The sequence below is a fragment of the Flavobacterium weaverense genome, assembly GCF_003688495.1.
Lineage (GTDB): Bacteria > Bacteroidota > Bacteroidia > Flavobacteriales > Flavobacteriaceae > Flavobacterium > Flavobacterium weaverense.
Genome location: NZ_REFH01000009.1, coordinates 284,420 through 303,480 on the forward strand (window position 1 = coordinate 284,420; position 19,061 = coordinate 303,480).

At 32.4% G+C, this 19,061-nt stretch carries 19 protein-coding genes; 14 read left to right on the top strand and 5 right to left on the bottom strand.

Features of this window, described 5'->3' with window-relative positions:
• Positions 1-39: 39 nt before the first annotated feature.
• Both BC961_RS08000 and BC961_RS08005 read left to right on the top strand, forming a co-directional pair.
• Complete coding sequence (locus BC961_RS08000; protein WP_121925332.1) at positions 40-1,029, top strand: DUF2157 domain-containing protein; 990 nt, start codon at positions 40-42, stop codon at positions 1,027-1,029.
• Positions 1,026-2,189: a hypothetical protein gene (locus BC961_RS08005; protein WP_121925333.1), complete on the top strand. Its 1,164-nt coding sequence runs from the start codon at positions 1,026-1,028 to the stop codon at positions 2,187-2,189. The genes BC961_RS08000 and BC961_RS08005 overlap by 4 nt, the downstream gene beginning before the upstream one ends.
• A gap of 61 nt (positions 2,190-2,250) precedes the next feature.
• Here the strand turns inward: BC961_RS08005 and ytxJ are convergent, their stop codons facing one another.
• Complete coding sequence (gene ytxJ / locus BC961_RS08010; protein WP_121925334.1) at positions 2,251-2,640, bottom strand: bacillithiol system redox-active protein YtxJ; 390 nt, start codon at positions 2,638-2,640, stop codon at positions 2,251-2,253.
• Between the two features lie 145 nt (positions 2,641-2,785).
• On the opposite strand from ytxJ, the gene clpB reads away from it, so the two are divergent.
• Positions 2,786-5,389: an ATP-dependent chaperone ClpB gene (gene clpB / locus BC961_RS08015; protein WP_121925335.1), complete on the top strand. Its 2,604-nt coding sequence runs from the start codon at positions 2,786-2,788 to the stop codon at positions 5,387-5,389.
• A 100-nt stretch (positions 5,390-5,489) separates the two neighbouring features.
• On the opposite strand, the gene BC961_RS08020 is transcribed toward clpB, so the two are convergent.
• Complete coding sequence (locus tag BC961_RS08020; protein WP_121925336.1) at positions 5,490-5,771, bottom strand: hypothetical protein; 282 nt, start codon at positions 5,769-5,771, stop codon at positions 5,490-5,492.
• 309 nt (positions 5,772-6,080) lie between these two features.
• On the opposite strand from BC961_RS08020, the gene BC961_RS08025 reads away from it, so the two are divergent.
• Entirely contained in the window at positions 6,081-6,968 is an 888-nt protein-coding gene (locus BC961_RS08025; protein ID WP_121925337.1) for a carbon-nitrogen hydrolase, read from the top strand.
• A 2-nt stretch (positions 6,969-6,970) separates the two neighbouring features.
• On the top strand, positions 6,971-8,011 hold the full coding sequence (locus tag BC961_RS08030) for an agmatine deiminase family protein (RefSeq protein ID WP_121925338.1): 1,041 nt from the start codon (positions 6,971-6,973) through the stop codon (positions 8,009-8,011).
• An 85-nt stretch (positions 8,012-8,096) separates the two neighbouring features.
• On the opposite strand, the gene BC961_RS08035 is transcribed toward BC961_RS08030, so the two are convergent.
• Positions 8,097-10,364 carry a M1 family metallopeptidase gene (locus BC961_RS08035; protein WP_121925339.1) on the bottom strand — a complete coding sequence of 756 codons (2,268 nt, stop codon included), beginning with the start codon at positions 10,362-10,364 and terminating at the stop codon, positions 8,097-8,099.
• Positions 10,365-10,543: 179 nt separating this feature from the next.
• Between BC961_RS08035 and BC961_RS08040 the strand changes: the two genes are divergently transcribed.
• The 3 genes from BC961_RS08040 to BC961_RS08050 all read left to right on the top strand — a co-directional run bounded on the left by BC961_RS08040 (position 10,544) and on the right by BC961_RS08050 (position 12,579).
• Complete coding sequence (locus tag BC961_RS08040) at positions 10,544-11,398, top strand: aldose 1-epimerase family protein (RefSeq protein WP_121925340.1); 855 nt, start codon at positions 10,544-10,546, stop codon at positions 11,396-11,398.
• A gap of 7 nt (positions 11,399-11,405) precedes the next feature.
• A complete protein-coding gene (locus BC961_RS08045) occupies positions 11,406-11,957 on the top strand; it encodes a GNAT family N-acetyltransferase (RefSeq protein ID WP_121925341.1) in 552 nt (183 codons plus the stop codon).
• Between the two features lie 70 nt (positions 11,958-12,027).
• Positions 12,028-12,579 carry a DUF3575 domain-containing protein gene (locus BC961_RS08050; RefSeq protein WP_121925342.1) on the top strand — a complete coding sequence of 184 codons (552 nt, stop codon included), beginning with the start codon at positions 12,028-12,030 and terminating at the stop codon, positions 12,577-12,579.
• On the opposite strand, the gene BC961_RS08055 is transcribed toward BC961_RS08050, so the two are convergent.
• Positions 12,576-12,803: a VF530 family protein gene (locus tag BC961_RS08055; protein WP_121925343.1), complete on the bottom strand. Its 228-nt coding sequence runs from the start codon at positions 12,801-12,803 to the stop codon at positions 12,576-12,578. The genes BC961_RS08050 and BC961_RS08055 overlap by 4 nt on opposite strands.
• A 49-nt stretch (positions 12,804-12,852) precedes the next feature.
• Between BC961_RS08055 and BC961_RS08060 the strand changes: the two genes are divergently transcribed.
• From BC961_RS08060 to BC961_RS08070, 3 genes are all read left to right on the top strand, one after another.
• Complete coding sequence (locus BC961_RS08060; protein WP_121925344.1) at positions 12,853-13,332, top strand: phosphoglycerate mutase family protein; 480 nt, start codon at positions 12,853-12,855, stop codon at positions 13,330-13,332.
• A 92-nt stretch (positions 13,333-13,424) separates the two neighbouring features.
• On the top strand, positions 13,425-13,877 hold the full coding sequence (gene smpB, locus BC961_RS08065) for an SsrA-binding protein SmpB (protein WP_121925345.1): 453 nt from the start codon (positions 13,425-13,427) through the stop codon (positions 13,875-13,877).
• An 82-nt stretch (positions 13,878-13,959) separates the two neighbouring features.
• On the top strand, positions 13,960-15,009 hold the full coding sequence (locus tag BC961_RS08070) for a Fic family protein (protein ID WP_121925346.1): 1,050 nt from the start codon (positions 13,960-13,962) through the stop codon (positions 15,007-15,009).
• 49 nt (positions 15,010-15,058) lie between these two features.
• Here the strand turns inward: BC961_RS08070 and BC961_RS08075 are convergent, their stop codons facing one another.
• Positions 15,059-15,700: a protein-L-isoaspartate(D-aspartate) O-methyltransferase gene (locus tag BC961_RS08075; RefSeq protein ID WP_121925347.1), complete on the bottom strand. Its 642-nt coding sequence runs from the start codon at positions 15,698-15,700 to the stop codon at positions 15,059-15,061.
• Between the two features lie 154 nt (positions 15,701-15,854).
• On the opposite strand from BC961_RS08075, the gene BC961_RS08080 reads away from it, so the two are divergent.
• From BC961_RS08080 to BC961_RS08090, 3 genes are all read left to right on the top strand, one after another.
• The gene (locus BC961_RS08080) at positions 15,855-16,820 is read left to right on the top strand and encodes a Gfo/Idh/MocA family protein (RefSeq protein WP_121925348.1); all 966 of its coding nucleotides are present in this window, start codon (positions 15,855-15,857) and stop codon (positions 16,818-16,820) included.
• Between the two features lie 40 nt (positions 16,821-16,860).
• Complete coding sequence (locus tag BC961_RS08085) at positions 16,861-17,748, top strand: 3-hydroxyacyl-CoA dehydrogenase family protein (RefSeq protein WP_121925349.1); 888 nt, start codon at positions 16,861-16,863, stop codon at positions 17,746-17,748.
• 79 nt (positions 17,749-17,827) lie between these two features.
• On the top strand, positions 17,828-19,042 hold the full coding sequence (locus tag BC961_RS08090; RefSeq protein ID WP_121925350.1) for a DUF1015 domain-containing protein: 1,215 nt from the start codon (positions 17,828-17,830) through the stop codon (positions 19,040-19,042).
• Positions 19,043-19,061: the final 19 nt, after the last annotated feature.

Below are 19,061 nucleotides of genomic sequence, written 5' to 3' on the forward strand. Positions count from 1 at the left end.
CTATAATTTACTTACATTTGGTTTACTAATCTAAGCTAAATGGAAAATATTCATCAAAGGGCTACTCAAACTCTTTTTGATAAACAGTTAATTACAGAAGAACAACATGAGCAAATTGTAAGCTATAGAAGCTTAAATATATTTTCTTTAAATGCAGAATTAAAAATTTTTCTTTACTTATCTGTACTAATGTTCACTTCTGGAATTGGAATTTTAATTTATCAAAATATTGATACAATTGGTCATTCCATAATCATTTCATTAATTTCAATTGTTACTGTAATTTGTTATTACTTCAGTTTCAATAGAGCTCCCGAATTTAATAAAAGTCAGACTTATTTTGAAAGTCCGGTAATGGAATATATTGTCCTTACTGCTAATTTACTCACTTGTATATTAATTGGTTATCTACAAATTCAATACAATACTTTTGGAACGCATTACGGTCTAGCAACAATTATCCCAACTACAATAGGATTGTTTTCTGGATATTATTTTGATAACAAGAACGTACTTTCCATTGCAATCACAGGATTAGCTGCTTACATAGGATTAACTGTTTCACCACAATCCCTTTTGCAAAATGAAATCTATAACACAGATTCTCTAAGTTACGCTGCTATTGGGTTAGGTGTAGTATTAATTTTGTGGAATTATTATAGTTCTATAATCAAACTCAAAACACATTTCGCATTAATATTTTTAACTTTTGCACTTCATCTTATTAGTATTTCATGCATTAATACTATTATTGACAGTGATTACTATTTAGTGTTTTCTGCAATTTTGGGATTATCAACCTATTTTTTCTACATATCTAGTTACAAAATCAAGTCTATTTCTTTATTTATTTTCGCAGTTCTTTATGGCTTTATAGGATTAAATATTACGCTATTTAAAATTATTGACTATATGAATCTGACGGATATTTTTGAATTCATTTTGGTCCTTAGTCCATTTTATTTCATTGGAGCAATTATTCTGTTTATAATGATGATTAAAAAATTTAATTCCGAATTTAAAAAATGATAGCATTAGAAAAAATAAAAGTAGAAAATCAGCTGTTAGTTGAGGAATCACACGCGCTTTATAAAGCTAGATTTATATCAGAAGAGCAATTTAAGATAGTTCAGAAGTCACATCCTACACCTAAAAAACAGAAAAACATTTTGCTCCGTCTTGGGTTTGCATTTTTAGGAATTCTCTTGTATTCTTCTATTTGCGGATTTATTTCACTTTTGGGATTATCTTTCATAGATGATAGCTTTGAAGTTTTCCTTTTTGTTTTTGCAGCTGTTGGTTTTGCTGGAGCAGAGTTTTTTGCAAAACAAAATTACTCTGAACAAGGATTAGACGATAGCTTTCTCATAGGTGCTCAGTTACTTTTAGCAGGAGCGATAGCAACAGTCACTGATGGTTACGAAATGATCATAGCGTTATTTGCCACAATCGTTTCAGTACTAACGTATTTGAGATACATAAACCGAGCGTCACTTGTGATTTTTTGTATTGCAAGCACAGCTACTATTGCCTTCAGTTTATTTGAGATAGGAGTCATTGGTAAAAGTATTTTGCCGTTTGTTTTAATGATTTACGGAATCGGGCTTTATTTTATCTGCGATAAAATTGCCAGAAATTTACAATTCCCGTTTTATCAAAAAGGAATACTTTTAGTAAAATATTTTGGTCTTATTTTATTTTACTTCTCTGGAAATTATTTAATAGTTCGTGAACTTTCAGTAGAATTGTTAGGAAGCGAAATTCCAACTAACTCTGATATTTCATTTGCCTGGTTTTTCCACGCTTTCACTTTTATAGTTCCCACTACGTATATATTTTATGGTGTAAAACTACTTGATCGCGCATTAGTGTGGATTGGTTTCTTGTGCTTTGTTTTTGCATTGTATACAGTAGACTTTTACTTTTTAGAAGTAGCAGCAGAAATATACTTAATTACAGCAGGATTACTTCTTTTCGCAATAGCGTATTTTAGCATTAAAAAGTTAAAGGATAAAAAAGAAGGTATAACATTTCAACCAGATCGATTTATCAATTCAAGTGACTTTCTTCACACTGAAGCTTTAATTCTAACTTCTCAATTCGGCTTAAAGCCAGAAACGACAACAGACTCTCCTATGGAATTTGGAGGTGGAGGATTTAGTGGTGGAGGTTCTACTGGAGGTTACTAAAAACAAAGAATCCACGAAGTCAATACAATTATTGTCATCGTGGATTGAATCATTATGGTACTTAAAGTTTAGTTGCTAATGCTTCTGCATCTATCTCGTTATGCGAAACATTGTAAACAGCTTTACCATCTTTAATTAAAATCAACTGAGGCGATTGATGTACTACACCAAAGCGAGTTGCAATTTCATTAGAAACATCGCGATGCGAAATTAAGTCTAAAAAATAAAGAGTAACTTTATCTGAGCTATTAAACTCGTTTTCAAACTGTTTTAGTGCCATCCTACTGATACTACAACGGGTGCTGTGTTTAAAAATCGCAACCTGCTTTTCAGCTGATATTGAGCTAATTTCATTTAACTGACCCAAATCATTAAGTTCGATCCAATCAATTTTGCTTTCTTTTGCTCCACTGTCGTCTGAACTGCTAAAAATGTTTTTAAAAAAACTCATAATTGTCTTATTTTAAGACAGTTTGACATTTAAACATGATAAAAATCATGAAAATTCTGTCAATTTGTCCGTATTTTTGTGATGGAATATAAATTGAATACTAAAATTCAAAGTTAGTAAAATAACAATTAAACTCTGTAAAATCATGAACATAAATAAATTCACAATAAAATCTCAGGAAGCCATTCAGCTTTCACAACAATTGGCTCAAAGTCATGGCCAACAACAAATAGAAAATGAACATATTTTTAAGGCAATCTTTGAAGTCGATGAAAATGTTGCTCCTTTTTTATTAAAAAAGCTGAATGTTAATGTGCCATTGTTTATACAAATATTAGAAAGTACTATTCAAAGTTTTCCAAAAGTTTCAGGTGGTGAAATAATGCTTTCACGCACTGCAAACACAACCTTAAATGATGCTGAAATTATTGCTCAGAAAATGAATGATGAATTCGTTTCTATTGAACACTTAGTTTTAGCAATTTTTGATTCGAAAACAAAAGCGGCACAAATATTAAAAGATCAAGGAGTTACTGGAAAAGGTTTGAAAGCCGCTATCCAAGAATTGCGAAAAGGAGAAAGAGTGACTTCTGCATCGGCTGAGGAAACGTACAATTCCTTAAATAAATACGCTAAAAATCTGAATGAATTAGCACGCAATGGTAAACTTGATCCCGTTATTGGACGTGATGAAGAAATTCGTCGTGTTTTGCAAATCCTGACCCGTAGAACTAAGAACAACCCTATGTTAGTGGGAGAACCTGGAGTAGGAAAAACTGCTATTGCTGAAGGTTTAGCACATAGAATTGTTGATGGTGATGTTCCTGATAATTTAAAGGATAAAATAGTTTATTCTCTTGATATGGGGGCACTTATTGCTGGTGCCAAATTTAAAGGAGAATTTGAGGAAAGACTAAAAGCGGTTGTAAAAGAAGTAACATCTTCAGAAGGTGATATCGTATTATTTATTGATGAAATTCACACGTTAGTTGGAGCTGGCGGTGGTGAAGGTGCTATGGATGCTGCTAATATTCTCAAACCTGCTTTAGCTCGTGGTGAACTTCGTGCTATTGGAGCAACAACATTAGACGAATATCAAAAATATTTTGAAAAAGATAAAGCTCTTGAAAGACGTTTCCAAAAAATAATTGTGGAAGAACCAGACACTGAAAGTGCTATTTCTATTTTGCGTGGAATTAAAGAAAAATACGAAACGCATCATAAAGTGCAAATTAAAGATGACGCTATTATTGCTGCTGTAGAACTATCGCAAAGGTATATAACGAATCGTTTTCTTCCAGACAAAGCGATTGACTTGATGGACGAAGCCGCTTCAAAACTTCGTATGGAAATCAATTCAAAACCTGAAGAATTGGATGTTTTGGATCGAAAAGTAATGCAATTAGAAATCGAAATTGAAGCGATCAAAAGAGAAAAGGACGAAAGCAAGCTTAAGATTTTAGGAATGGATTTAGCAAACCTGAAAGAAGATCGTAACGAAATCTACGCTAAATGGAAATCTGAAAAAGATGTAGTTGATAATATTCAAGCTGTAAAAACAGAAATTGAAGATTTTAAATATGAAGCAGAACGTGCAGAACGTGATGGTGATTATGGAAAAGTAGCTGAAATTCGTTACGGAAAAATAAAAGAGGCACAAGAGCGGTTAGACATATTAGTTAAGGAATTACAAGAAAATCAATCTGGAACTTCATTGATAAAAGAGGAAGTGACTCGTGAGGATATTGCTGAAGTGGTAGCGAAATGGACTGGTATTCCAGTTATGAAAATGCTTCAAGGGGAACGTGAAAAACTACTAAAACTAGAAGATGAATTACATCAAAGAGTTGTAGGTCAAGAAGAAGCTATTGAAGCAGTAAGTGATGCAGTTCGCAGAAGTCGCGCTGGACTTCAAGATATGAAAAAACCTGTGGGAACTTTCCTTTTCTTGGGAACAACTGGAGTTGGAAAAACCGAATTGGCAAAAGCACTAGCCGAATATTTATTTGATGATGAAAATGCAATGACGCGAATTGATATGAGTGAATATCAAGAACGTCATAGCGTAAGCCGTTTAGTTGGTGCGCCTCCAGGATATGTTGGTTATGATGAAGGTGGACAATTAACTGAGGCAGTGCGAAGAAAACCGTACTCTGTTATTTTGTTAGATGAAATTGAAAAAGCGCATCCTGACACTTTTAATATATTATTGCAAGTATTAGATGAAGGACGTTTGACTGATAACAAAGGAAGATTAGCAGATTTTAAAAACACAATAATTATAATGACTTCTAATATGGGAAGCCAAATTATTCAAGAGAAATTTGAAAATTTGAAAGGCGGTGTAGAAGCTGCGACCGAAGCTGCAAAGGTGGAAGTTTTAGCATTATTGAAACAAACCGTTCGACCGGAATTTATCAATCGTATTGATGAAATCGTAATGTTCACGCCTTTAACTACCGAGAACATTGCAAAGATTGTTGGCTTACAATTGAAAAGTGTTACTAAAATGTTAGCACTACAGGGAATTACTATGGATGCAACGCCAGAAGCGATTGCCTACTTGACTGAGAAAGGTTACGATCCGCAATTCGGAGCTCGACCTGTTAAGAGAGTTATTCAGAGAGATGTTCTTAACGAACTTTCGAAAGAAATTCTGGGTGGAAAAATAACTACGGATAGTATTGTTTTGATAGACGCTTTTGATGGAAAACTAGTTTTTAGAAATCAAACTGAGTTAGTTAATTAAATAAAAAAAAAAAATGCCAAAGCGCTGAGCTTTGGCAAAGTTTTTCAAAATCGTCAGATGAAAGTCTGGCGATTTTTTTATTTTAAGTAATATTGTCTTCCTAAAATAATTTATGAATTCTATGGATTGGGATCATTACTCCCTGCTTCAATAAAACATTTTTATCTGTCACCGCCCACACAGTAGTATCGACTACTTTTTTTGATTCAATATCTTCAAAGAAAATTTTGATTTTAGAATGCTCTAAATTACCTAGAGAAAGTGCTCTATTAATTTCACCTATTCGGGTTTTAATTTCGGTAACATCGTCAAGAACGTCTGTTGATGGAAATTTAAGAAGAGCGATATCTTCTTTATCTATGGAAATGAAATCTTCGGTCATAATTTAATATTTTAATTAATTTTATTTTATCTGACAATTATAAAAATCATCGCTTTTTTTACACAATAATAACCTACAAAATTAAAGCTTACTTCCTTTCTTACTGCCAATATTATATTAATTTAACAAATGAATAATTTAGCTTAATTCTACCGTAAAGCTACTTATTTAAAGGAAAAAAATATAAATTTTGTTAACTTTTTTTTCAGGCTATCTTCTTCCAAATACTGAGCTTAAAAAACTAAATAAAGCTATGCCTATTTTTTACTCATTATTAAATTCACTATTTTTGCTGTTAAATTTTTAGTCATGCCAAATAAGAAATACAAAATAGCAGTTATCCAACTGAACCTTAACGATATTGCTGAAAACAATTTAAAAAAATGTTTAAGTTGGGTTCGTGATGCAGCTAAACTTGGTGCCGAAGTTATTTCGTTGCCAGAACTTTACAGCAGTCATTATTTCTGCCAAAGTGAGGACGTAGACAATTTTGCATTAGCAGAACCATTGTATAGCACATCGTTTATTGCGTTCAGTGCATTAGCAAAAGAGTTGGGAGTAGTTATCATTGTACCTTTCTTCGAGAAAAGAATGGCTGGAATCTATCATAATAGCGCTTACATTATCGATACTGATGGATCAGAAGCGGGATTATATAGAAAAATGCATATTCCAGATGACCCCCATTTCTACGAAAAATTTTACTTTACTCCTGGAGATTTAGGATTTAAATCAATACCAACTCAGAAAGGAAAAATTGGAACTTTAATTTGTTGGGATCAGTGGTATCCAGAAGCTGCAAGAATTACAGCTCTTAAAGGTGCTGAAGTTTTATTTTATCCAACAGCAATTGGATGGCATCCCGGAGAAAAAGAGCAATATGGTGAAAACCAATATGGAGCTTGGATGAATGTTATGAAGGGACACGCTGTTGCTAACGGTGTTTATGTTGCTGCTGCAAATAGAATTGGTTTAGAGCAATATTTACCAAATACAGATGGAATTCAGTTTTGGGGTGCTTCGTTTATTGCAGGTCCACAAGGCGAAATTTTGGCGCAAGCCTCACACGATAAAGAAGAGATTCTTATTGCCGAAGTTGATTTAGATCTGCAAGAAAATGTTCGTCAGAACTGGCCATTTTTTAGAGACAGACGAATTGACGCTTTTGAGGATATTACTAAAAGAGCAATAGATTAATTATGAGTACAACTAATAGAAGATTTCCTGCGGAGTGGGAAAAACAACAAGGTGTTTTACTTTGCTTTCCTCACAATGGTAACGATTGGCCAGGAAAATACGAAGCTGTTAAATGGGCTTTTGTCGAATTTATCAAAAAAGTTGCTACGTTCGAAGAAGTATTTTTAATGGTTGCTGATGAGAATCAAAAAGAAAAAGTTAATGTAATGCTTGAAACTGCTCACGTTGATCTGAGCAAAGTTTCTTATGTTATTCAAAAAACGAATAGAAGTTGGATGCGTGATTCGGGACCAATTATCGTAAAAAACGGAACTGAAAGAGAAGCACTAAATTTTAATTTTAATGGTTGGGCAAAGTATAAAAACATACAGCTAGATAAACATGTTCCCAACACAGTTGGAGAATTTCTAAACATTCCTATTACGCAAGTGATGTATAAAGGAAAACCGGTAATTGTAGAGGGTGGCGCCATCGATAGCAACGGAAGAGGTACATTACTTACATCAGAAGAATGTTTAATGCATCCAAATATTCAAGTACGCAATCCAAATTTCACTAAACAGGATTACGAAGCAGTATTTAAAGAATATCTTGGAATTACTAACGTAATTTGGCTCGGAGACGGTGTTGAAGGTGATGATACTCACGGACATATTGATGACTTGTGTCGTTTTGTTAACGAGGATACTATTGTTACGATTGTAGAAACAGATCCAAAAGATCACAATTACAAACCTTTGCAAGATAATTTAAAAAGATTGCAGAACGCTAAACTTGAAGATGGAAAATCCCCAACAATTGTGGTTTTACCTATGCCTAAACGTGTAGACTTTGAAGGATTGAGATTACCAGCGAGTTATGCAAATTTCTTGATTTTAAATAATTCTGTACTTGTTCCAACATTTAATGATTCAAATGATAGAGTTGCTTTAAATATACTATCTGAATGTTTTCCAGATAGAGAAATCATAGGAATAAGTTGCACTGACTTTATCTGGGGTTTTGGAACTTTGCATTGCTTGAGCCAGCAAATTCCTGAATAAAGACAAAGGAATTATAAATTTTGAGATAAAAAAAAGACTTGTAGATTAAATATCCACAAGTCTTTTTTATTTGAGGTTTTAAATATTATTTATCTCTCGAAAATTCTATCTTTTTACCATCTGATGTAAGCATATTAAATCCATTTAGATTGTCGTTGAATTCAAATTTAAGACCTGCTTGTTTTGATTCAAAAGCATTTTTACCAATCGGCTCAACTGAAAAGCTAGGGTAATTAGTTATTGAAGCAGTTAAAGCACCATTTTTCTCAGTAAAAGTTATTTTTAAAGGTGCCATTTTAGTAGAATAAACTCCTAAGTAACCATCTAAAATTATATCTTTTTCAAGCAAACCTTTATCAACTGTCCAAATATTATTAGCAGCATTGCTATCTGGTAAAATGTGGTCAGGATCAATAGTGATACTTTCAATTTCTTCTGTCGAATCATGTTTGAAAGACCACGTTTTATTTTTCTGCCATACTTCTACTGGTAAATTTAAACGAGTAATTTTTCCAGTTTTAGTTTTCACATCTATAGCTACAGGCATAGCCATTTTTTCGAAGTTTTCTATTGTAATAACGATACCTTGTTTTGGATCATTCTTAACGTACTTCATACTATTTATTCCTTGATCTAAACGCCAGTTGTATTGAAACCAACCTCTCCAAAACCAACTTAAATCTTCACCCGCAACGTTCTCAATAGTTCTAAAGAAATCATCTGGCATAGGGTGTTTGTAAGCCCAACGATCAATATACGTTCTTAACGCTCTATCAAAACGTTCCTCGCCTAATATGTGTTCGCGCAAAATAATAAGTCCTGAACTTGGTTTTGCATATGCAAGAACACCAATGTTAGCTTCCTTCATATTATCAGGAGAACTCATTATCGTTTCAAGATTAGGACTTGTGTAATATTCTGCTCTTTGATGCATATCTGCATTTGGTTCTTTGTACTCACCATTATTAAAATCAGCAGAACTAACAGAATTTAAGAACGTATTGAAACCTTCGTCCATCCACCCAAATACTCTTTCATTTGAACCAACAATCATAGGAAACCAGATATGACCAAATTCATGATCAGTAACTCCCCATAAATCAGCGCCTTTTGATTCCCAACTACAGAAAACAATACCTGGATATTCCATACCACCTTCATTTCCGGCCACATTTGTAGCTACTGGATAAGGATATTCCATCCATCTTTTAGAGTAGTTTTCTATAGAACCTTTTGTATATTCAGTTGAACGTCCCCATGCATCATTGCCTGCGCTTTCTACTGGATAAGCTGACAATGCTAGCGATTTCTTACCACTTGGTAAATTAATTTTAGCACCATCTAATATAAATGCTGCTGAAGATGCCCATGATACATCACGAGAATTTTTCATCTTAAAGTTCCAAGTTTTTGTTGTTGCAGAAACATTTTTTGATGTTTTCTCAACTTCATCTGCAGTACGAATAAAAACAGTTTTATCACTTTGTTTTGCTTGTGATAAACGTTTTTGCTCTTCTGCAGTGTATACAGCCGTAGGATTTAATAATTCACCTGAACTCACAACAATATGATTTGCAGGAGCAGTAATACTTACATCAAAATCACCGTATTCTAAATAAAATTCAGAAGCTCCTAAATAAGGATTTGTATTCCATCCCTTTATATCGTCATAAACACACATTCTAGGATACCATTGTGCGATTGTAAATATTTTTCCATTTTTTGTTTCTAAAACTCCCGTTCTATCAGAACCTTCTAGTGGAGAGATGTAAGAAAAATCAATTTTGATATTAACTTTTCCACCTTTAGAATTAAGTTCTTGCGGAAGAAAAACTTGCATTCTTGTATCAGTAATCAAATATTTAGCTTCAGTTTCTGTAGTCTTTCCTTTAACTGTGCTAACTACTTTGACAGATTTTATTTTATGACCACCGTCAAAAATTTGACCTCTTGCTCCATTGCGACTTCCAGTTAACGGAACAATTGCATTTCCACGAGAGTCTGCTTTAAATAAATTTTGATCTAAGTGCATCCAAACAAAGTTCATTTTATCAGGACTATTGTTTGTATACGTAATTACACCTGATCCAACGATCTCATTAGTAGCCTCATTTAATTTAGCCGTCAATTTATAGTCGGCTCTGTTTTGCCAATACTCTGCTCCTGGCTGTCCACTTGCTGAACGAGTACTTGTACCGTTGTTCGAATAAAAAAACGGTGCAAACGCATCATGATAATTGTAATTAGAAACAGGACTTGTTGAAGTGCTTTTCGGGCTTTGCTGTGCCCATGCAGAGGTAATTCCCAATAATAAAGTCAGATGCAAAATGACTCCTAAGCGAATGTTTTTCATTTTTATAAATTTAATTACCAAATTAATGAAAAATATTCTTAATCTCAGATTATAATTAAATGTTTGAATTAGAATTAGGAAATTTTTATGAAAAATTCAATTGTCATATAGTAACGAGTGAATAAAATTTAAAATATATTTACATCTTAAACGTATTACTATTTTTACAAATTATAATTTTGGATATAACTATTAAAAACTCGCAGTTAACAGCAACTATAAAAAGCCTTGGTGCTGAATTATGTTCCTTGAAAGACAAATCAGAAAGAGAATATATATGGGAGGGCGATCCTAAATTTTGGGGGAAACACTCTCCTATTCTATTTCCGATTGTTGGTGCCTTAGCTCATGACTCCTATACTCTTGACAATAAGATTTATCATATGTCTCGACATGGATTTGCGAGAGAAATGATGTTTGAAATTAAAGAGCATAAAGAAGATCAAGTTATTTTATCGCTACAATCCTCTGAAGAAACTTTTAAATTATATCCTTTTGAATTTGAACTGCAAATAAGCTATACTGTAAATAACAATTCTTTAAGTATTGAATACAAAGTTATTAATAATAGCAAAGTAGATTTACCTTTTTCAATTGGAGCACATCCTGCATTTGCTTTACCATCTGCGTTTGAAAGCTATTGTGTTAAATTCGAAAAACAGGAATTATTAAAATATTTTCTTTTAAAAGACAATCTGATTTCAGATGAAACAGAAAATTTAGAATTGGAAAACAAAGAACTAAGATTAAATTATGACCTATTTAAAAATGATGCATTAGTTTTTAAAACGATGCAGTCTAAATCATTGACGATCTTAGAAAATGAAGTGCCTTTTCTAAAAGTTGATTTTAATGATTTTCCAAGTTTAGGATTATGGACTAAATTAGATGCTCCTTTTCTATGTATCGAACCTTGGTTTGGTTATTCAGATACTAAGGAATGTAATGGAAATCTTTATGAGAAAGAAGGAATTATCGTTTTAAAAAACGATGCAGTTTTTCATGCACAATTCACTATTGAAATCTTAAAATAAATAAAGTATGTTAACTGTAAATTTCCATCCTTTCCACAATCTCGAAACAGAACGTTTAATTTTAAGACGTGTTAATAGTAATGATATTAAAGAAGTTTTAGCGTTGCGCTCTAATGCTGAAACTATGAAATATATTCCGCGACCATTACTTAAAAATGATGAAGACGCGCTTGCCCACATTGCAATGATTGATGAAAAAATTGAAAGCAATGAAGGTATCAATTGGGCCATAACTATCAAAGGAGATCCAAGACTAATAGGTGTAATTGGTCACTATCGAATACAAAACGAACACTACCGCGCCGAGATTGGATACATGATTCTTCCAGAATATAATGGAAGAGGTATTGTAACTGAAGCTGTAAGAGAAGCAGTTAAATATGGATTTGAAGTCATGAAATTACATTCTATCGAAGCGATTATTGAACCTGATAATTTGGCTTCAGCTAAAGTTTTAGAAAAAAATGGATTTATAAAAGAAGCACATTTAAAAGAGAATGAGTTTTATGATGGTCGTTTTATTGATAGTGTTATTTACTCTATCCTAAACAAAAAATAGAAAAACTAACATTATTCTCTACATTTGTGATAGCGGAATTTATACATAAAAAGCTACCTAAAGTACAACTATGAAAAAAATATTCATTGCATTTTTCCTTATTTTATCTTTTTTATCGAATGCACAAACTTATATAAAAGCGAATGTCTTTACTACTTTATTAACAGTGCCTAATGTTGGTTTTGAGACTAGCATTGGCGAAAAATCCACCATAAATGTTGATGTTATCACATCTTTATGGAAATCAGTAAATGGGATTCCAAGACAGTTTCTAACTTTTACTCCTGAATATCGCTACCATTTTACAGGAAAATACAATGGTTTTTATTTAGGAGCGCATATTGGCGCTAGTATCTACAATTTCCAAAAATGGAATTATATAAACACTGATTATTATGAGAAGGGAGTTGGTTATTTTATTGGGTCAACTATTGGATATCAAGTAAAGCTTAATGATAAATTTATGTTGGATTGTTTCTTAGGCGGCGGTTGGCACCAAGGTTTTTATAAGGGATACGAAATAAGTACAGGAACACGATACGACAAGGCCGTCAATTTTAATAAAAGTGGTGAATGGTTTCCTTATCGAGGAGGAATTATGGTTTCCTATAAATTAAACTAAGATAATTTAGGTAAAGACTTAATATACAGCTCTTCTACTTGCTTTCTAGCCCAATCTGTTTTGCGAAGAAAAGTCAAAGAAGATTTCACACTAGGATTATCAGTAAAGCATTTGATTTTTATCAATTCGCTTAAAGTATCAAATCCATAATGCGCCACTAATTGCTCAACAATTTTTGATAAAGTGATTCCGTGAAGTGGATCTTTTGATTTTAAATTTTCCATTTTGCAAATATATAAAATCGACAACTAACAAATTTTAAAATAAGTTTAAATGAAAAAGTATTTATTAATTATAGCTCTTTTTGTTTTGCAAACTATCTTTAGTCAGAACAATACAAGTACTTATTATTTTATCCGTCATGGAGAAAAAATTGATAATTCTAAAAATCCAGATTTATCTAAAAGTGGACATGAAAGAGCCATAATGTGGAATGATTTATTTGCTGACATACAGTTTGATGCAATTTATTCCACTGATTACAAAAGAACAATACAAACGGTTTCACCTACAGCATTAAGCAAAAATATTAGCATCACCAAGTATAATCCGAAAGCTACTGAAACTTTTAAAAAAGATAATTTAGGAAAAAAAGTCCTGATCGTGGGTCACAGCAACACAATACCTAGTTTTGTAAATCAAATTATTGGTCAAAAAAAATATTCTGACATTGAAGATGATGTTTTTGGTAACTTATATATTGTCACTCTATTGGACGACAATGTTAGCTCTCAATTATTAAAACTAAAGTAAGCAGTAATTATACTTATAGCTAAATTCTTTTAAGAGCTAATTAGCATTCAATATTATTAATATTTTCTTTTTTATCATACCTTTGCCACACTATGTTAAAAACAATAAATATATTCAATAAAAGGGCTAAATTCGACTACGAAATAATCGAAACATTTACTGCTGGAATTGTGTTAGCTGGAACTGAAATCAAATCTATACGATTAGGGAAAGCTAATATAACGGAGAGTTTTTGCGAATTTAGCAATAACGAACTTTTTGCTATTAACACCTACATTGAAGAATATACTTTTGGTAACCAATTCAACCATAAAGCTAGAAGCGAACGTAAACTGCTTTTAAATAAAAAAGAACTGAAAGGTTTATTGAAAAGTGTGCAAGCCAAAGGATTGACAATCGTTCCTCTAAAATTGTTTACCAATGAAAAAGGAATGGCAAAACTTCAAATTGGTCTTTGTAAAGGAAAGAAAACCTACGACAAGCGTGAATCTTTAAAAGAACAAGATACCAAAAGAGACCTCGATAGAATCAAAAAAGCATTTTAAATTACATTTAAAAAGAGTAAAGTATTTATTTTAACTATAAAAAATGACTAAATTTGTCAAGACAATTTAATCAAGTCCTAAAATGAAAATGCTTCTTAAAAATGCTAGAGAAAAAAAAGGTCTCAAAACCAGAGAAGTGGCTCAACTTTTAGGGATTGATCAAGCTTTAATAAGTAAATTTGAAAGTGGCTCTCGAAAACCTACACGAGATCAAGTGATAAAACTAGCTTCATTACTAGAAATAGATTTAGAAACAATAATGGTCGCTTGGCTAAAAGAAAAAATTCTTTATGAAATTGGTCAAGATGAATTTGCTTTAAAAGCGCTAATAATTGCTGAACAAGAAATTAGACACCAAAGTAAGTCAACGACTAAAAAATTATCTTTAGCCTTACAGAAGTTATTACATGAAATTGACAATCTAAAAGCAAAACTAGATACTTTCCGTCAATATGATAGTTATCGGATTGCTCAAGCATTAGACCTAGAGTATACTTTTGAAAGCAATCGAATAGAGGGAAATACAATGACACTTCGCGAAACTGATTTAGTTATCAATGAAGGTTTGACTATTTCTGGTAAAAGCATGCGCGAGCATTTAGAAGCAATTAATCATCAAGAAGCAATTGCTTTTATAAAAGACTTAATGCAAAAAAACATACCGCTACATGAGCGCGAAGTTTTAGCCATACACAATCTAATTTTGAGAGGGATTCATCCTCAAGACGCTGGCAGATATAGAAAAGTACAAGTAATGATCAAAGGAAGTACTTACATGCCGCCACAACCATATATGGTTGCTAAGGAAATGGAGGTTTTTTTTATATGGTATGAAACTAACAAAAATAAAATTCATCCTATTGTTTTAGCTGCTGAAATGCACGAGCGTTTAGTAACTATTCATCCATTTATTGATGGAAATGTAAGGACTTCACGCTTAGTTATGAATTTGATTTTATTGCAACATGGCTATATAATTGCTAATATCAAAGGTGATTATGATAGTAAAATGCAGTACTATCAATCACTTGAAACTGCCCAAACTAAAAACAACAAAGACGATTTCATTCTTTTTATCGCTCAAACGGAAAAAGAAAGTTTAGAGCGCTACATTAGTATTATCGGTCAATAATTAACCATTTTACTAAGCCCTTCCTTTTACGAAGAGTTCAGTATAGTAATTAATTTTTATCCACTAATAAAGGAACGAATCGGAATTCTCCGAATTCATGTTTCTCAAATTGAGTTTCACTAACTCTAATTAATAAGGTCATAATCTGCACCTCTTCTCCTAAAGGAATTACGAGCCTTCCTCCCACTTTTAATTGTGCCATTAACGGTTGCGGAATAAACGGAGCTCCTGCAGTTACAATAATACTGTCAAATGGCGCGTATCCTGGTAAACCTTTGTAACCATCACCAAAAGAAATATGCTTTGGTCGAATGTTAAGCTTTGGAAATAAATTAGAAGTTTTCTTAAACAACTCATTTTGTCTTTCAATACTAAACACCTTGGCACCCATACTGCACAAAACAGCAGTTTGATATCCAGAACCTGTTCCTATTTCTAATATTTTATGCTCTTTTTTAACTTCTAATAATTGGGATTGAAAAGCTACAGTGTAAGGTTGCGAAATAGTTTGCCCAGCTCCTATCGGAAATGCTTTGTCTTGATACGCATAATCTTCAAAACTAGAGTTCAAAAACAAATGCCTAGGTATTTTTTTTATAGCCTCCAAAACACTTTTGTCAGTAATACCTTTTTTTTCTAAAACACTTACTAATTGATTCCGAAGTCCTTGATGTTTGGCTGTATCTTTCAAAATTTAATATTATTTTTTTGGTAAAAATAGAGGTAATTAAGGCAATAAGCAAGTAGCAAATTACAGATGAATTTATTATGATTTCAATAGAATTCGTTATTTTAAAAAATTGAATTTTAATTTTTATTCCTATTTTTGTAGAAAGAACATCATTATGCTAAAAATTGGAGTATTGGGTGCGGGCCACCTAGGAAAAATACATTTGCGTTTATTACAACAATCCGAAAAATATGAATTAGTGGGTTTTTACGACCCTAACCAAGAAAACGCCGAAAAAGTTGCTAAGGAATTTGGCTATAAACATTTCAGCACCATAGCTACTCTAATTCATGCCGTTGATGTAATTGATATTGTTACCCCTACTCTTTCTCATTATAAATGCGCTAAGGTTGCAATTAAATCTGGCAAGCATGTTTTTATAGAGAAACCAATTTCAAATACTGTTGAAGAAGCTGATGAAATAATTGCTTTAGCAAATGAGTATAATGTGAAAGGTCAAGTTGGTCACGTGGAGCGATTCAACCCAGCTTTTATCGCCACTAAAAATATGATCGAGAACCCAATGTTTATAGAAGCGCATCGTTTAGCTGAATTTAATCCTCGTGGAACTGATGTTCCTGTCGTTTTAGATTTGATGATTCATGATATAGATGCAATTTTAAGCGTTGTAAAATCTAAAGTTAAAAATATTAGCGCTAGCGGTGTTTCTGTTATTAGCGATACGCCTGATATTGCTAACGCTCGCATCGAGTTTGAAAACGGATGTGTAGCCAACTTAACTGCGAGTAGGATTTCGATGAAGAACATGCGCAAGTCCCGCTTTTTCCAAAAAGATGCTTACATCTCTGTAGATTTTCTGGAAAAGAAATGCGAAGTTGTAAAAATGAAAGATGCGCCAGAAATTCCTGGTGATTTTGATATGATTTTGCAAAATGCCGAAGGTGTGAAAAAGCAAATTTATTTCTCTAATCCTGATGTTGAGCAAAATAATGCAATCTTAGATGAATTAGAATCTTTTGCAAATGCTATTACTAATGATACTACTCCAATTGTTACATTAGAGCAAGCAACTGAAGCCTTAAGAGTAGCATATAGAATAATCGACTGTTTCGACAAATAATATTAAAGAACACTATTCAAATATTTTAAAAAAAATAAGAATGAAAACAATTGCAGTTATTGGTGCAGGAACAATGGGTAACGGAATCGCTCATACATTTGCGCAAAGTGGTTTCACAGTTAAACTAATTGACGTATCTGAAAAATCACTAGATAAAGGAATGGCTACAATAGCAGCTAATCTTGACAGAATGCTTTCAAAAGGAACAATTACTCAAGAAGATAAAGCTAAAACGATCACAAATATTATCACTTACACTGATATAAAAGATGGTGTTGTAGGAGCTGATCTGGTTGTGGAAGCGGCAACTGAAAATGTAGAATTAAAATTAAATATTTTTAAGCAGTTAAACGAAGCGTGTTCACACGACACGATTTTAGCTACTAATACTTCTTCAATTTCAATCACTCAAATAGGCGCTGTTGTTTCGCATCCTGAGCGCGTTATTGGTATGCACTTTATGAATCCAGTGCCGATTATGAAATTAGTAGAGATTATTCGCGGATACAACACTTCAAATGAAGTGACTAAAACGATAATGGAGCTATCTGAAAAATTAGGTAAAACTCCTGTTGAAGTAAACGACTATCCTGGATTTGTTGCTAATAGAATTTTGATGCCTATGATAAATGAAGCAATTGAAACCTTGTATAACAAAGTTGCAGGAGTTTATGAAATCGATACAGTAATGAAACTTGGAATGGGTCACCCAATGGGACCTTTACAACTTGCTGATTTTATTGGACTTGATGTATGTCTAGCAATCTTGAACGTAATGTATGATGGATTTAAAAACCCAAAATACGCGCCTTGCCCATTATTAGTAAATATGGTTCGCGCAGGAAAACTAGGTGTTAAATCTGGAGAAGGCTTCTACGATTACTCTGAGAGTAAAAAAGCAGAAAAAATCTCTAAACAATTTATATAATTTTTCAATTTTAAATGTCGAAAGCCTATGTGGTAATTTACAAAGGCTTCCGACATTTATTTTTTACTTTCCAAAAATTATGGCTAAAATATTTCCTTTTCAAGCAGTTCGACCTACTCGCGATAAAGTGTGCTTAGTAACCTGTCGCTCGTATGAAGAATATGTAAATGCAGAATTAGCCGCGCAATTAGACTTTAATCCATTGTCTTTTTTACATATTTTAAAACCTGCTTACACCAATCAGGAAACTGTTTCTTTCGAAAAAAGATACAAGCAAGTACATCAAAAATATCAAGATTTTAAAAATGAAATTATTCTAATAAAGGATAAAAAACCTGCGATATATATTCATAAAATTGTAACTAAAACGCACTCTTTTACTGGAATTATAGTGGGGACTAGCGTTAAAGATTATTGCAATAATATAATCAAAAAGCACGAAGACATTCTTGAGTTCCGAGTTCAACTACTTAAAGACTATATGAAATTTTCAGAGTTCAATACAGAACCCGTGTTAATGACGTATCCCGATAACAAAACGATCGAAAACTGGATTTTCAACTGTTGCCACAAACTTGCTGATTTTGAATTTTCTACTACCAAAAAAGAAATTCATTATTTGTGGAAAATTGAAGATACATTAGAAATTAATTGGCTACAAAATATATTTGAAAAAACAGAAAGTCTTTATATAGCAGACGGTCATCACAGAACTGAAGCTTTAAAACTACTCTCTGAAGAGAATTCTGAAAACACTTCTCAAGATCATATTTTGAGTTATCTAATTTCGGAAAACAATGTTAAGATATACGAATTCAATCGTTTAATAAAAGATCTTAATGGATTTTCTAAAAGTGATTTTATTATGGAACTCGCGAAGGATTTTAAAATTGAAAATAAATTTCAACAACCTTTCCAACCTTTAAAAAAACATCAATTTGGAATGTATCTCGATAATGAATTTTATAGTTTAGAATTAAAGAAGGATGCTGATTTATTAGAAACTGCACTAGAGACATTAGATACACAAATTTTGTATAAAAAAGTGCTTTTACCGCTTTTAGGAATAGAAGATTTGCGAAATGATGAAAGAATTGAATACCTTTCAGGAAAGCAATCTATTTTAGAAGTCAAGAATAAAATTGATCAAGGTGAGTTTGAAGTTGGTTTTTTATTATATCCTTCAAACATTAGAGAAATAAAAGCATTAGCAGATGCCAATCAAATTATGCCTCCTAAAAGTACATTTATAGAACCAAAATTTAGAAGCGGATTAGTTATCTATGAGTTCTAAAATGAAATTAATAATATAA

Coding starts and splice junctions, on each gene's coding strand:
- BC961_RS08030 (WP_121925338.1), top strand. CDS start 6,971: ATGAGTACAACTAATAGAAGATTTCCTGCGGAGTGGGAAAAACAACAA.
- clpB (WP_121925335.1), top strand. CDS start 2,786: ATGAACATAAATAAATTCACAATAAAATCTCAGGAAGCCATTCAGCTT.
- BC961_RS08090 (WP_121925350.1), top strand. CDS start 17,828: ATGGCTAAAATATTTCCTTTTCAAGCAGTTCGACCTACTCGCGATAAA.
- BC961_RS08070 (WP_121925346.1), top strand. CDS start 13,960: ATGAAAATGCTTCTTAAAAATGCTAGAGAAAAAAAAGGTCTCAAAACC.
- BC961_RS08005 (WP_121925333.1), top strand. CDS start 1,026: ATGATAGCATTAGAAAAAATAAAAGTAGAAAATCAGCTGTTAGTTGAG.
- BC961_RS08055 (WP_121925343.1), bottom strand. CDS start 12,803: ATGGAAAATTTAAAATCAAAAGATCCACTTCACGGAATCACTTTATCA.
- BC961_RS08035 (WP_121925339.1), bottom strand. CDS start 10,364: ATGAAAAACATTCGCTTAGGAGTCATTTTGCATCTGACTTTATTATTG.
- BC961_RS08085 (WP_121925349.1), top strand. CDS start 16,861: ATGAAAACAATTGCAGTTATTGGTGCAGGAACAATGGGTAACGGAATC.
- BC961_RS08025 (WP_121925337.1), top strand. CDS start 6,081: ATGCCAAATAAGAAATACAAAATAGCAGTTATCCAACTGAACCTTAAC.
- BC961_RS08045 (WP_121925341.1), top strand. CDS start 11,406: ATGTTAACTGTAAATTTCCATCCTTTCCACAATCTCGAAACAGAACGT.
- BC961_RS08000 (WP_121925332.1), top strand. CDS start 40: ATGGAAAATATTCATCAAAGGGCTACTCAAACTCTTTTTGATAAACAG.
- BC961_RS08020 (WP_121925336.1), bottom strand. CDS start 5,771: ATGACCGAAGATTTCATTTCCATAGATAAAGAAGATATCGCTCTTCTT.
- smpB (WP_121925345.1), top strand. CDS start 13,425: ATGTTAAAAACAATAAATATATTCAATAAAAGGGCTAAATTCGACTAC.
- BC961_RS08060 (WP_121925344.1), top strand. CDS start 12,853: ATGAAAAAGTATTTATTAATTATAGCTCTTTTTGTTTTGCAAACTATC.
- BC961_RS08080 (WP_121925348.1), top strand. CDS start 15,855: ATGCTAAAAATTGGAGTATTGGGTGCGGGCCACCTAGGAAAAATACAT.
- ytxJ (WP_121925334.1), bottom strand. CDS start 2,640: ATGAGTTTTTTTAAAAACATTTTTAGCAGTTCAGACGACAGTGGAGCA.
- BC961_RS08050 (WP_121925342.1), top strand. CDS start 12,028: ATGAAAAAAATATTCATTGCATTTTTCCTTATTTTATCTTTTTTATCG.